Source organism: Rhizobium sp. LEGMi-198b (assembly GCF_054114205.1).
In genome coordinates this window covers 261,317-274,576 of record NZ_JBSYVH010000004.1, presented here as the reverse complement: position 1 = coordinate 274,576, position 13,260 = coordinate 261,317, and the positions used below count along the sequence as shown (strand labels likewise).

At 61.3% G+C, this 13,260-nt stretch carries 10 protein-coding genes; 6 read left to right on the top strand and 4 right to left on the bottom strand.

Going from position 1 to position 13,260, the window contains the following annotated elements; translation table 11 throughout:
• Positions 1 to 102: 102 nt before the first annotated feature.
• Both ACXHXG_RS17745 and ACXHXG_RS17740 read left to right on the top strand, forming a co-directional pair.
• Complete coding sequence (locus ACXHXG_RS17745; protein WP_285168296.1) at positions 103 to 1,833, top strand: ABC transporter substrate-binding protein; 1,731 nt, start codon at positions 103 to 105, stop codon at positions 1,831 to 1,833.
• A 160-nt stretch (positions 1,834 to 1,993) separates the two neighbouring features.
• Positions 1,994 to 2,437 carry an SRPBCC family protein gene (locus tag ACXHXG_RS17740; protein WP_283048008.1) on the top strand — a complete coding sequence of 148 codons (444 nt, stop codon included), beginning with the start codon at positions 1,994 to 1,996 and terminating at the stop codon, positions 2,435 to 2,437.
• Between the two features lie 181 nt (positions 2,438 to 2,618).
• Here the strand turns inward: ACXHXG_RS17740 and ACXHXG_RS17735 are convergent, their stop codons facing one another.
• Positions 2,619 to 3,914 carry an ABC transporter substrate-binding protein gene (locus tag ACXHXG_RS17735; RefSeq protein WP_457900142.1) on the bottom strand — a complete coding sequence of 432 codons (1,296 nt, stop codon included), beginning with the start codon at positions 3,912 to 3,914 and terminating at the stop codon, positions 2,619 to 2,621.
• A gap of 161 nt (positions 3,915 to 4,075) precedes the next feature.
• Between ACXHXG_RS17735 and ACXHXG_RS17730 the strand changes: the two genes are divergently transcribed.
• The 4 genes from ACXHXG_RS17730 to ACXHXG_RS17715 all read left to right on the top strand — a co-directional run bounded on the left by ACXHXG_RS17730 (position 4,076) and on the right by ACXHXG_RS17715 (position 8,708).
• Positions 4,076 to 5,098 carry a LacI family DNA-binding transcriptional regulator gene (locus ACXHXG_RS17730; RefSeq protein ID WP_104824779.1) on the top strand — a complete coding sequence of 341 codons (1,023 nt, stop codon included), beginning with the start codon at positions 4,076 to 4,078 and terminating at the stop codon, positions 5,096 to 5,098.
• Between the two features lie 42 nt (positions 5,099 to 5,140).
• Positions 5,141 to 6,997: a DUF2264 domain-containing protein gene (locus tag ACXHXG_RS17725; RefSeq protein ID WP_457900141.1), complete on the top strand. Its 1,857-nt coding sequence runs from the start codon at positions 5,141 to 5,143 to the stop codon at positions 6,995 to 6,997.
• Positions 6,994 to 8,019, top strand: a complete 1,026-nt coding sequence (locus tag ACXHXG_RS17720; RefSeq protein WP_457900140.1) for a hydroxyacid dehydrogenase — start codon at positions 6,994 to 6,996, stop codon at positions 8,017 to 8,019. Before ACXHXG_RS17725 ends, ACXHXG_RS17720 begins: the two co-directional genes overlap by 4 nt.
• A 101-nt stretch (positions 8,020 to 8,120) precedes the next feature.
• Complete coding sequence (locus ACXHXG_RS17715; protein WP_457900139.1) at positions 8,121 to 8,708, top strand: transglycosylase SLT domain-containing protein; 588 nt, start codon at positions 8,121 to 8,123, stop codon at positions 8,706 to 8,708.
• A gap of 40 nt (positions 8,709 to 8,748) precedes the next feature.
• Here the strand turns inward: ACXHXG_RS17715 and ACXHXG_RS17710 are convergent, their stop codons facing one another.
• The 3 genes from ACXHXG_RS17710 to ACXHXG_RS17700 form a co-directional block, all read right to left on the bottom strand.
• Positions 8,749 to 10,014 (bottom strand): Gfo/Idh/MocA family protein, encoded by a 1,266-nt coding sequence (locus ACXHXG_RS17710; protein WP_457900138.1) that lies wholly within the window; start codon positions 10,012 to 10,014, stop codon positions 8,749 to 8,751.
• Between the two features lie 261 nt (positions 10,015 to 10,275).
• Positions 10,276 to 11,697 carry a mandelate racemase gene (locus ACXHXG_RS17705; RefSeq protein WP_457900137.1) on the bottom strand — a complete coding sequence of 474 codons (1,422 nt, stop codon included), beginning with the start codon at positions 11,695 to 11,697 and terminating at the stop codon, positions 10,276 to 10,278.
• 268 nt (positions 11,698 to 11,965) lie between these two features.
• Positions 11,966 to 13,111, bottom strand: coding sequence for a Gfo/Idh/MocA family protein (locus ACXHXG_RS17700; RefSeq protein WP_457900136.1), 1,146 nt, complete (start codon positions 13,109 to 13,111; stop codon positions 11,966 to 11,968).
• Between the last annotated feature and the right edge of the window lie 149 nt (positions 13,112 to 13,260).

The following is a 13,260-nucleotide window of genomic DNA, read 5'->3' as shown; positions in this document are numbered from 1 at the left end:
CCTTTGCCCGTCTCGGACACATGGCGCAGTAAGACAAGTCGATACGGATGGCTGGGGGTCTGGCCGTCTGACAATACACTCGCAACCTGTAGGGAGGAATATATGCGACGGCATCTCTTAACAACGACGGCAGTCGTGATGCTGGCTTTGGCCGGATCGGCCCATGCCGGCATGAACGAAGCCAAGGCATTTCTGGACAAGGAGATCGGCGATCTCTCGACGCTCTCGCGCGCCGACCAGGAAAAGGAAATGCAATGGTTCGTCGATGCGGCCAAGCCTTTCCAGGGTATGGAAATCAAGGTCGTTTCGGAAACCCTGACGACCCACCAGTATGAATCACAGGTTCTGGCACCGGCCTTCACCGCCATCACCGGTATCAAGGTCACCCACGACGTCATCCAGGAAGGCGACGTCGTCGAAAAGATCCAGACGCAGATGCAGACCGGCCAGAACCTCTATGACGGCTGGGTCAACGATTCGGACCTGATCGGTACCCATTGGCGCTATAAGCAGGTGCGCAACCTGACCGACTGGATGGCGGGCGAAGGCAAGGACGTCACCAACCCCAATCTCGACATCGCCGACTTCATCGGCACCAGCTTCACCACCGCTCCGGACAAGAAGCTTTATCAGCTCCCCGACCAGCAGTTCGCAAACCTCTATTGGTTCCGCTACGACTGGTTCAACGATCCGAAGAACAAGGCCGATTTCAAGGCTAAATACGGCTATGATCTCGGCGTGCCGGTCAACTGGTCGGCCTATGAGGATATCGCCCAGTTCTTCACCGGCCGTGACGTCGGCGGCAAGAAGGTCTTCGGCCATATGGACTATGGCAAGAAGGACCCGTCGCTCGGCTGGCGCTTCACCGACGCCTGGCTCTCCATGGCCGGCAATGGCGACAAGGGCCTGCCGAACGGTCTGCCCGTCGACGAATGGGGTATCAAGGTCGACGCCGGCTCACGTCCGGTCGGCTCCTGCGTCGCGCGCGGCGGCGACACCAACGGCCCGGCAGCCGTCTATTCGATCCAGAAGTATCTCGATTGGCTGAAGGCTTACGCTCCGCCGGAAGCACAGGGCATGACCTTCTCCGAATCCGGCCCGGTTCCGGCACAGGGCAATATCGCCCAGCAGATCTTCTGGTACACGGCCTTTACCGCCGACATGGTCAAGCCGGGCTTGCCGGTCATGAACGCGGACGGCACGCCGAAATGGCGCATGGCTCCTTCACCGCACGGCGTATACTGGAAGGACGGCATGAAGCTCGGCTATCAGGACGTGGGTTCCTGGACGCTGATGAAGTCCACGCCGGTCGATCGCGCCAAGGCTGCCTGGCTCTACGCGCAGTTCGTGACGTCGAAGACCATAGACGTGAAGAAGAGCCAGATCGGTCTCACCTTCATTCGCGAATCCACCATCCGCGACAAGAGCTTCACCAAGCGCGCGCCTGAACTCGGCGGTCTGATCGAGTTCTACCGCTCGCCGGCCCGTGTTCAGTGGTCGCCCACCGGCACCAACGTTCCGGACTATCCGAAGCTGGCACAGCTTTGGTGGCAGGCCATCGGCGATGCCGCATCCGGCGCGAAGGACGCACAGGGCGCCATGGATGCACTGTGCGCCGATCAGGAAAAGGTGCTTCAGCGCCTCGAGCGTGCAGGCGTGCAGGGCGACATCGGCCCGAAGCTCGCCGAAGAGCATGATCTGAACTATTGGAACGCCGATGCCGTCAAGAATGGCCATCTCGCTCCGCAGTTGAAGATCGCGAACGAGAAGGAAAAGCCGGTCACCGTCAACTACGACGAACTGGTCAAGAGCTGGGCTGACGCAGCAAAGTAAGCCCGACCTTTCATGCGGCAGGAATGCCGGGGCTCGAAAGAGCTCCGGCATTTTTTGTTATGAATAATTTATTTGAAGAGAATATCGATCCAATGTCGGATTGCTGAAGTATCGTTCGTCCTAAGGTCGTCCAATTCGTCAATTCAGAAGGATCATAACCATGCCGAACACCATACGTTTGCATCGCGTCCTGGCAACCAGCCCGGAAAAGGTCTATCGCGCATTCATCGAGGCGGACGCGCTCGCCAAGTGGCTTCCGCCCAACGGCTTTGTATGCACCGTGCATCATCTGGAAGCGACAGTCGGCGGCACGTTCAGAATGTCCTTCCGCAACTTTACGACCGGCAAAAGCCACGCCTTTGGTGGAGAATATGTCGAGCTGATCCCCGGCGAGCTGGTGCGCTACACCGACAAGTTCGACGACCCCAACCTGCCGGGCGAAATGGCAGTGACAGTGACGTTGAAGAAGGTCCTGGTCGGAACGGAAGTAAACATAACCCAGGCAGGCGTGCCCGACGTCATTCCGCCTGAAGCCTGCTATCTCGGCTGGCAGGAATCGCTGCGCAATCTGGCAAAGCTCGTCGAACCCGATATCAACGAATAGCGCATCGGGATCGCGGCAAGATCGATCGGAACCGGATCGCGTTGACGATCTTCGCGATCCGGTGATGCATCCAGACCTGCCAATCCGAACGTCTCCCTCCGAGTGGGGGAGATGTTTCAAAGGGACGGAGCGGCGTCAGAGGCGCGGCATATGCCACCGCCTCTGAACGAACCTCACCCCATCACCCTCTCTTCAATTTCGTCTTCCCTTCTTCCACCAGTTTTTGCGCGGCTTCAGCAACCGTGATCTTGCCGAAAGCAAGCTGATCGGCGACGGGGCGCATGACATTCTGGTCGAATTCGTTCGCACCCAGCGGCGCCGGTGCCGGGTAGGCGCCGACCTGATCCTTCAGCAGCTCGACATATTTCACCGTCTGCTGCTCGACCGGGTTGAGCGTTGGCAGGATGGCCGCGCGCACGGCCGGCGACATCGGCACACCGCGCTCGACACCGAGGACCTTGCCGGCATCGAGATCGTTGACGAAGAAATTGATGAATTTCGCGGCCGCTTCGCCGTTCTTGCTGGAGGAGCCCACGCTCCAGATCAACGCCGGGCGATAGTAATGGCCGGAAGGTCCATCCTTCTTTTCGCGCGGCAGCATCGTGATGGCGAGCTTGCTCTTGACCACGAGCTGATAACCGACGAGCTGGTTGGAATAGGCCATGCCGATCGCCGATTTGCCCTGTGCCAGGCAATTGCTCTCAATGGTGTTCTGATCGAGCGTCTGGACGTCGGGCGATACGGTGCCGCCACGCTGGCGGAGATCCTCCCAATAGGAATACCATTCCTTGGCGTCATCGACGCCGAAGCCGAGCCCGCCATCTTCGGAATAGAGGCTCTTGCCGCGCTGGCGCAGCCAGGCATCCAGCACATAGTTGTAACGCGCACCATAGGGGCCGCCCCAATAGGCGCGCTTGCCGGCAGCCTTGGTCAGTTCCACGGCAAGGTCGGCATATTCCGCCCAGGTCGTCGTGGGGCCGGGCGGCGTCAGGCCGGCCTTCTTGAAAACGTCCTCATCATAAAACATCGCGAAGGAATTAAGCCCGAGGCCGACGCCATAGAGCTTGCCGTCGACCGTCGTCAGCTTCAGCACATCCTTGCCGAAACTGTCGACATTCAACGTTGAAGGCACGAACTGATCGAGCGGCATGCAGGCGCCACGCTTCGAATAATCCGAGATCGTGCTCGGCTCAAGCTGGAAGACATCCGCGATGGTCTGGCTCGCCATTCCCGTTGCGAGTTTGGCCCAATAACCGTCGCCGCTGATGCTCTCGCCGACGATGGAAATATCCGGGTTTTTGCTGTGGAACAGCTCGGCGACGGCGACCGTGCGCTTGCCGCGGTCGGGCGAGCCCCACCACATCGCCCGCAGTTGCGTGGAGTCGGCAAAGGCGGGCAGCGAGCCCCCTGCACCAAAAGCAAGACCGGCAGCGGCTCCGGCAGTCCCAATCATGAATGAACGGCGATTCATACGCATGAGATTCCTCCTTCTCTTGCGATGCCCATGGCGCGTTATCCGCAGCGACCTCCCGACGCCTTGTGCGGACAAATTCGAGGGCAGGATATGCAATTCGATTGCGTATTGCAATAAACAATCTTTTTCTTGCAAATTTGCATAATTTGCGGAAATATTGCCGCATGAGTGAAGTTCGATCCAAACGTGTCAGGCAAGCCGATATTGCCAGCAGGGCCGGCGTCTCCGTCTCGACGGTGTCGCGGGTGCTAACCAATGAGCCTGGAATCAGCGAAGCTATCCGTCAGCAGATCTTCAAGGTGGCGAGCGATCTCGGCTACCCGCTGAAGCCGGCCGCGGAAACCGTGCCGGCCGCGCTCGCGCTGATCGCCAGCGACAGCGCTACCGGCGGCCTGAGCGTCTTTTATGAGGGTATTTTGGAGGGCCTGCGCGCCGGCGCAGCCGAACGCGGCATGCCTTTCGACATTCGCCTCGTCCGCGAAGCCAGGACCACGCCAGACCATATCGGTGAATATCTCCAGGCAGCCGGCGCCGAGGGTCTGTTCCTCGTCGGCATCGATCCCTCCGATGAGCTGCGCATCTGGCTGGAGGACAGCGGCACGCCGGTCGTGCTCGTCAACGGCACCGATGCAAAACTGCGCTTCGATGGCGTCTCCCCCTCGAATTTTTTTGGCGCCTATGCCGCGACGCGACGCCTGATCGATGCCGGCCATCGTCGCATCCTGCATCTGACGGGTTCGCATCGCCAGACCATTCGCGAGCGCATCCGTGGCTTCGAGGCGGCGATGGCTTCCGTCGAAGGCGGTGAAGGCCGCGTCGTGCCGTTGACGTTTAGGGGCAGTGCGAGCACGGAGGCCCATGCCGTCACCACCGCTGTCCTTGCCGAGGATAGCAGCTTCACCGCCGCCTTCTGCATGAACGATTTCGTCGCGGTCGGCGTGCTCGAAGCGGTGATGGAGGCGGGTCTGCGCGTGCCGGATGATTTCGCCATCGTCGGCTTTGACGATCTGCCCTGCGCACTGATGACCAATCCGCGCCTCGCCACCATGCGCGTCGACCGCGCGGCCATCGGACGCGAAGCGATCGGCCTGATGACCGCCCGTTTCCGCGACCGCGAGGCGCCCGCGCGCCAAGTTTGTCATGCCGTCGTCCCAGTTCTCGGCGGCACACTCCCGCCCGAAACCTGAGCCCGTTTCTTTAGCGGCAACGACCGAAAAAGAGCCAGACCGATGACCTACGACCCCGCCAGCACCAACCCGCTCGCCGGCAATCCGCTGGAAAATCGCACCGACATGCGCCGAGCGCTGATCGACCTGTTCTATCCGCTGCTTCCGTACTTCTCCAGGGGCAATGCCCGTGTCCGTATCGATGCCGCCGGCGCGCATTTCGACCGCGCCGCCGCCGATCTCGAAGGCTTCGCCCGCCCGCTCTGGGGTCTCGCACCATTCGGCGCCGGCGGCGGCGATTTTGCGCATTGGGGCCGCTATGCCGAAGGGATTGCCAATGGCGTCGACCCCGGCCATCCGGAATATTGGGGCACCGTCAACGGCCGCGACCAGCGTATGGTCGAACTCGCCGCCCTTGGTTTTGCGCTTGCCCTAGTGCCGGAAAAGATCTGGGAACCGCTCGATGGCAGAGCGCGCGACAATCTCATTGCCTATCTCAAGCATGCCCGCGCGTTCGATTATGCCGAGAACAACTGGAAATTCTTCCGCGTCCTCGTCGATATCGCCCTCGACCGGCTCGGTGCGGCGTTCGATCGCAGCCTGACGGAAGAATATCTCAGGGAATTGGACGGGTTCTACATTGCTGACGGCTGGTATCGCGACGGCAATATCAGGCGCGTCGATCACTACATTCCCTTCGCCATGCATTTTTACGGGCTGATCTATTCCAGGCTCGTCGATGACGACCGCGCCAAGCGCTACCGCGAACGCGCCGTCCTCTTTGCCAAGGATTTTCGCCACTGGTTCGCGCCCGATGGCGCCACCGTGCCCTTCGGCCGCAGCCTCACCTACCGCTTCGCCTGCGCCGGCTTCTGGTCGGCGCTGGCGTTCGCCGATGTCGAGGCGTTGCCTTGGGGTGAGATCAAGGGGCTCTGCCTGCGGCACCTGCGCTGGTGGGCCGACAAGCCGATCGCCAATCGCGACGGTACGCTGCCGATCGGCTATGGCTATCCCAATCTTCTGATGTCGGAAAACTACAATTCAGCCGGCTCCCCCTATTGGGCCTTCAAGGCTTTCCTGCCGCTGGCGCTCCCCGAGACGCATCCCTTCTGGACCGCCGAGGAAAAGCCGCATGTCGCCGAGCCGACGATCGCGCCGCTCAAGCACCCCGGCATGGTGATGATGCATGGCAAAGCGGATGTCGTGGCGCTGTCCTCAGGCCAGGAAAACCTGCAGATGCGCTTCGGGTCGGAAAAATACGCCAAATTCGCCTATTCCGCCCGCTACGGCTTCAGCGTTGAAAGCGACGAGCGTGCCTTTGCCGGCGGCGCCTTCGACAGCATGCTCGCCTTCAGTGACGATGGCCTCCATTATCGTGTTCGCGAAACCAATGAAGAGGCGAAGCTCGCCGGCGATACGCTTTATGCCAAGTGGTCGCCATGGCCTGACGTCACCGTCGAAACCTGGCTGATCCCCGCGGCACCCTGGCATATCCGCCTGCACAGGATCACCACGCCCCGCCCGTTGCAGACAGCCGAAGGCGGTTTCGCCATTGCCCGGCGGGATTTCGAGGCCGATACACTGTCTTCGCAAAAAGGCGCTGCCTATGTTGTCGGCGAGGCGGATTTCAGCGGCATTCTCGATCTCGGCTCGACCATCCCGCGCGACGGCCTGGCGCAGAAAGCGCCGCCCAACACCAATCTGATCGTTGCCAAGACGCTGGTGCCGCAATTGCGCGGGGCGATTCCGGCAGGCGAAACCATTCTCGTTTCCGCCATCCTGGTAGAGCATGACCCCGCTGCCCTCTCAGGCGCCTGGACGAAGCCGCCCACTAAACCCGATCTCGATGGCTTGCGCGCACTGATCGCCGAAAAGGGCATCACCGTCAGCGCCATCGACGTGCCGGGACGACCGGCATGACCCAATCGGCCCCAGACCGCCCCGCCATCGCCTTCGCCATGCAGCCCGCACGGACGCAGCATGTCCTGACGCCGGGGCTGATCCAGCGGCTCGAAGTGATCGGCCGCGTATTGGACGCCGCGCCAATGGAGCGCTTTGACGACGAAAGGGCGCGAAAGCTGCTAAGTGAGACGGTGATACTGATCACCGCTTGGGGCTCGCCGCATATCGATGCCCCTGTGTTGGCGCAGGCGCCGCATCTGAAACTGGTGGCACATGCGGCCGGCACCGTGAAAGGCCTGATCGAGGACAGCCTGTTCGCCAGGGGCATATCGGTTAGCCATGCGGCGCAGGCCAATGCCCTGCCGGTCGCCGAATTCACCCTCGCCGCCATCATCTTCGCCGGCAAGCAGGTCTTCCGCTTCCGGGACGTCTATGTCGCTGACCGTCATCGCAACCGCACGCAGCCGATGCAGAGCCAAGCGATCGGCAATTACGGCCGAACGGTCGGCATCATCGGCGCCTCTCGCATCGGCCGGCGGGTGATCGAATTGCTGGCGCCGTTCGACTATAGGATCCTGCTTTACGATCCGATGGTCGGAGAGGCGGAAGCACGGCAACTCGGCGTCGAGAAGACCGAACTCGACCTCCTGATGGCGCGGGCCGACATCGTCTCGCTGCATGCCCCATCGCTGCCGGCGACACGGCATATGATCGATGCTCACCGCCTGTCGCTGATGAAAAACGGCGCCACCTTCATCAACACGGCGCGCGGCGCGCTGGTCGACGAGACCGCCCTGCTCGCAGCACTTAAGACCGGCCGCATCGACGCGATCATCGACGTCACCGATCCGGAAATCCCGGAGACAAGCTCAGCCTTCTACGATCTGCCGAACGTCTTCCTGACGCCGCACATTGCCGGCGCCGTCGGCCTGGAACGCACCCGCCTCGGCGAGATGGCCGTCGATGAAGTCAGCCGGTTCATCGAGGGAGAGCCGTTGCTCTACGAAATCCGCCGCGAGGACCTGGCGCGCATGGCGTAAAGCCTCGGAATCATCACCAAACCGCCTCATTTCGGCACATGCGGAAAACCCGTTTTTAATCATTCTGGCCTAGCAATCTCTTCAGCGAAGAGGTTCTAGTTATGCGTACCCGTATCGTCTCCATAGCCGCTGTGCTGCTGCTCGGAATGCTGGCAGGCTGCGCCACCGCACCGTCCCATACCCGCAATGTCTGCGCGATCTTCGATCAGCGCGACGGCTGGTTCAACAATTGGCAGCGCGCCGCCGAACGTACGGAACGGGAATACGGTGTGCCGGTGCCGATCCTGATGGCGACGATCTACGCCGAATCCGGCTTCCAGCCGCATGCCCGGCCGCCGCGCAGGAAACTGCTCGGCTTCATTCCCTGGACGCGACCTTCTAGCGCCTATGGCTATTCTCAGGCCCTCGACGGCGCCTGGGATCACTACCAGCGCGACACGGGCCGCTGGGGCGCACGCCGCTCCGACTTCTCCGACGCGATCGAATTCATCGGCTGGTATCACGCCCAAAGCCATCTGCGGAACGGCATCCCACTCAACGATCCCTATAATCTTTATCTGGCTTATTATGTCGGTTGGAAGGGCTATCAGCAGGGAGCCTGGCGCGGCAATGGCGACCTGCAGCGCACGGCGCAGAAGGTCGCCAACATGTCCGCGCTCTATGCCTCGCAGTTGCGCAATTGCAATTGAGCCTCAGCGGTTTTGCTTTTCCATGAAAAGTTAAGCCGCTCTAAGGCCGCGCCTCGAGCAGGTTGAGCCCGTCATCCTGACCCCAGATATCGGCGATCGATACCTGCTGGCCGGTCCGGCTGCTTTCCAACGCCGCGATGCCGCAGAGAACCGAAAGCGCGCCCGCGCGTGAACCGGCGCGCTGTCTCAGTTCGTCGTTTGGCCCGGACCGCAGCAGCATGTTGCGCAGCCGGTCGTCGCCGCCGTAATGGCCGCCCGAGGAATAGGGCACCCAGATGCGCTCGACATCACCGAAATTCTTCATGACGACGATTTCGTCGGCCGGCGGCGTCGTCCAATGCTGCTTCTCATATTGCCGCAGCTCGATACGCCCCTTGTGGCCGTTGAAGGCAATATGGTGGCCTTCGATCGGCATATAGGTGTTCAGCGAATAGGAGACGTTGACGCCGTTGCGATAGCGGATCGAGGCGACCATGGTGTCGGGAATGTCGATATCCTCACGGAAGACGCAGGCATCGCGAACATAACCATCGACCGTCGACGGGTCTTCATAAAGGCTCTCGAGCAGCGGCGTGGCGCTGATATCGAGATAATAATCGCATTCGTCCTTGTACCGACAGGTGCGACAGCGCTCGCCACGGAAGGGGCCTTTGCGACCATAGTGCTTGAGATCGGCAAAGGCGGATACCCTTTCCGGATCGGAATCGAGGTACCAGTTCAGAAGATCGAAATGGTGCGTCGCCTTGTGAACGAAGAGGCTGCCGGAATTTTCGACAAAGGCGTGCCAGCGCCGGAAGTAGTCGGCGCCATGACTGGTGTCGAGATACCAATGAAAATCGACCGACGTCACATCGCCGATAACGCCGGAATTGATGAGTTCCTTGATCTTCGCCGCCGTCGGCGCGAAACGATAGTTGAAGGACACGTCGACCCGCTTGCCCGTCCGAGCCTCGGCATTAAGAATACGCTTGATCTTGCCGACCGTGGTCGTCATCGGCTTTTCACTGATGACATTGGCGCCTGCTTCCAGCGCTTTGACAATTTGATCGTCATGGGTGGAATCGCGGGTGCAAACGATGACGAGATCCGGCTTTTCGACCCGCAACAGCTCGTCGAAATCGGTATAGACCGGCACGGAGGCGCCGATATAGTCCAGCGCATGCCTGGCCCGCATCGCGTTGAGATCGCAGACGGCGACAAGTTCGACCTCATTGCTCCAGCGCTCGACCAGATCCTTGCCCCACATGGTCGCGCCGCGATTGCCCGTGCCGACCAGCGCATAGCGCTTCTTCGATGACGACTGCATGTTTCTCCTCCAGAGTCTGCAATAACGATGGTCAGGTTGGTCCGGCTCGACCGCACCTTTTGCGTGGCCCCTCACCCAACCTCTCCCCGCACAGCGGGGTGAGCGGGTTTATCATGCATGATATTGCCTCGATCCGAGTGGTTGGATCGGTTGGCTTGCTCCGTAGTCCCTTCTCCCCGTCCGAACGGGGAGACGGCAAGGGTGAGGGGCCATGCACGACAGCGCGTCAAAAACGGAGCATGCCTGGCCATTACCGAAATCTTATGCCGGCGGCGTCTCCATCGCGCTCCAATCCGGCTCGACGGATGAACCGAGGCCGATCGCGCCGATCACCGAACCGATCGCGACCCTTCCACCCTCGATCCTCAATCGCGTCCGCCCGTTTCGAACGGCGTAGAGATCGGCATGATCCCGTGCGAAAGCCGCCTGCTCAGCCTGGGGTGCGCCGGCCATGCCGTCGACATAGTGGTGGCCGTTCCGCTCGATATGCGTCATGCCGATCAGCGAGGCGAGCGCCAGATCCTGTTGTACGGCGAGACCGCCCTGTGTCGTCAGGTCCTCTGCCGACATGAAATAGACCACACCGTCATCGGCGCTCCACTTGGCGACGCGCGCCCGGTTCAGCAGCGAACGATAAAAACCCTTGCAGGATTTAGAGGAGATGCCGGTATAGCCAAGCCGTCTGGCGGCAACGAAAGCGTTGATATCGGCATCGGATTCATCGATCTCGACAGGCTTGAAGGCCGCAAGCGCCGTGACCGGCTTCTCGAAGGCGTAAGCGCGGGCGATCGGCTGCTCGACAAACAGGATCGAAGCCGCAAAACGGGCAAGCCGCGGTTCGGCCTGGATGCGCGTCAGCAGATCGGCGACCGCCTCGGCGGACGCGAATTGCTCATTACCGTCAAGCGTCACCGAATAAGCCGGCATTTTGGCATCGATGACAGCGGCAATGCGGCAGAGACGGTCGATATCAGCATCGGGAACGCCCGATACCTTCACCTTGAAGAAGGTCAGGCCATAGGCATCGATCGCCTCTTCGAAACTTTCCGGCAGGCCGTCATTCAAACGGTCGGCGGCCGGGATGTCGCCCGCTCGGATAGCATCGATCAGACCGACCGTGTGCCGCGCGGCGAGGCTTTCGGCCGGCGCCAATCCCTTGAGGAAAGCCGGCAGGTCGAAGCCCGCCAGATCGGGCGCCGTCGATGCATCGACGCCGGGGCGGTTGGCCCTGATCGCCTGCGCAACCGTCAACCCTTCCAGCCGGCAGAGCGCATCGAGAACCGCCCGATTGGCAAGCGCCAGGCCGAAGGACGCGACCAGTCCGTTCAGCCCCTCGGCGGCTGCCCGCGTATGGTGCACCGCTTCGACGGCCGCATGGAGCGCGAAAGCCGTACCCAATCCCGCATTTTTCAGGGCGTCGAGAGCCAGTGCCAGCGAGCGGCGAAGCTGGTTTTCATTGTCGGCATTGGAGAGTTCCGGCGATTTATCGAACCATTTCGGCACCATCAGCTCGGCAGCCATGCCACTTGCCGAACCCCCACGGGCATCTTCGATGCGGACGCGCAGAAAAATCTGCCGCGCCTCCCGCAGCGTCGCCGCGCCGAAGCGGAAAGGAAGCCGCAATGTCACCGGCCGCTCGAAGGTCTCGGCCTCGACAAGTCTGATTTTCAACGGTTCGGTCATATTTCAGATGGCTCCTGTGATCGTCAGGCAAGTCTGCCTATGCCGCACATTTGCGCCTGGCCCCTCACCCCAGCCCTCTCCCCGCAAGCGGGGCGAGGGAGTTCTGTCGTGCCAACCCTTCGCTGTTCCGCTAAGGCAAACACCGCTTTGCTCGGTCGTCCCCTCTCCCCGCTTCGGCGGGGAGAGGGCTAGGGTGAGGGGCCATGCACATAGATGCAGCACCCACGAGATATCCTGACCATCCCGATATTTGGGAAGCCACCATCCCTCAAATCTCCAGCGGCTCGACATCCAGCCAGCGGCGCTCCGCCCAGCTCTTCAGGCCGAGAGAGGCGAGCTGCACGCCCTCGGCGCCTTCCGTCAGCGTGTAGCGCCAGGGAGCGTCTTCGAGCACATGGCGCAGGAACATTTCCCACTGGATCTTGAAGCCGTTATCGTAGACTTGGTTATCCGGCACTTCGTCCCAGGTGTCGTGGAAGTCGATGGTCTGCGGCTGATCCGGGTTCCAGACCGGCTTCGGCGTGTTGACACGGTGCTGCGTCCAGCAGCGCGTCAGTCCCGCCACGGCCGAGCCATGCGTGCCGTCTACCTGGAACGTGACGAGATCGTCGCGGCGCACACGCACCGCCCAGGAGGAATTGATATGGGCGATGATGCCGCCCTCCAACTCGAAGGTGGCATAGGCCGCATCATCGGCATCGGCGACATAATGCCGGCCGGCTTCGTCCACGCGTTCGGGAATATGGGTGGCGCCGAGGCAGCTAATCGCCTTCACCGGCCCGAAGAGATTGTCGAGCACATAGCGCCAGTGGCAGAGCATATCGAGGATGATGCCGCCGCCGTCTTTCTTGCGATAGTTCCACGACGGCCGCTGCGCCGTCTGCCAGTCGCCTTCGAACACCCAGTAGCCGAACTCACCGCGCACGGAGAGGATCTTGCCGAAGAAACCGCTGTCGCGCAGCATGGCGATCTTGCGCAGGCCGGGTAGGAACAGCTTGTCCTGCACGACGCCGTTCTTCAGGCCCGATGCCTTGGCCTTGCGGGCGAGCGCAATCGCAGCGTCGAGGTCGTCGGAGATCGGCTTTTCGCAATAGATATGCTTGCCGGCATCCAGCGCCTTCGAAATCAGCTCGGCGCGCATCTGCGTCGTCGCCGCATCGAAGAAGATCGTGTCGTTGGGGTCGGCAAGCGCACCGTCGAGATCGGTGGTCCAGCGCTCGATGCCATATTTGCGGGCAAGCTCTTCCAGCCGCGCCGCATTGCGGCCGACGAGGACGGGATCGGGCATGACGCGCTCGCCGTTCGACAACAACACGCCGCCTCCGGCGCGGATCGCCACGATCGAACGGATGAGATGCTGGTTCAGCCCCATGCGTCCCGTGACGCCGTGCATGATGATACCAACGCGCTTCATGATCCCTCCTGAATTTCTGAGCCGACTCCCTCCAGAGTCAGGAAAAGCAAAGGCTTGGTCGATCAGCCAATGTAACTATATAGTTACACGATCGCGCGATACGTCCGGATTTGTCAATCGCCTTTCGAAAATTTCTCGTGATCGCCGGA

Coding starts and splice junctions, on each gene's coding strand:
- ACXHXG_RS17725 (WP_457900141.1), top strand. CDS start 5,141: ATGACCTACGACCCCGCCAGCACCAACCCGCTCGCCGGCAATCCGCTG.
- ACXHXG_RS17730 (WP_104824779.1), top strand. CDS start 4,076: ATGAGTGAAGTTCGATCCAAACGTGTCAGGCAAGCCGATATTGCCAGC.
- ACXHXG_RS17740 (WP_283048008.1), top strand. CDS start 1,994: ATGCCGAACACCATACGTTTGCATCGCGTCCTGGCAACCAGCCCGGAA.
- ACXHXG_RS17700 (WP_457900136.1), bottom strand. CDS start 13,111: ATGAAGCGCGTTGGTATCATCATGCACGGCGTCACGGGACGCATGGGG.
- ACXHXG_RS17745 (WP_285168296.1), top strand. CDS start 103: ATGCGACGGCATCTCTTAACAACGACGGCAGTCGTGATGCTGGCTTTG.
- ACXHXG_RS17715 (WP_457900139.1), top strand. CDS start 8,121: ATGCGTACCCGTATCGTCTCCATAGCCGCTGTGCTGCTGCTCGGAATG.
- ACXHXG_RS17720 (WP_457900140.1), top strand. CDS start 6,994: ATGACCCAATCGGCCCCAGACCGCCCCGCCATCGCCTTCGCCATGCAG.
- ACXHXG_RS17705 (WP_457900137.1), bottom strand. CDS start 11,697: ATGACCGAACCGTTGAAAATCAGACTTGTCGAGGCCGAGACCTTCGAG.
- ACXHXG_RS17735 (WP_457900142.1), bottom strand. CDS start 3,914: ATGCGTATGAATCGCCGTTCATTCATGATTGGGACTGCCGGAGCCGCT.
- ACXHXG_RS17710 (WP_457900138.1), bottom strand. CDS start 10,014: ATGCAGTCGTCATCGAAGAAGCGCTATGCGCTGGTCGGCACGGGCAAT.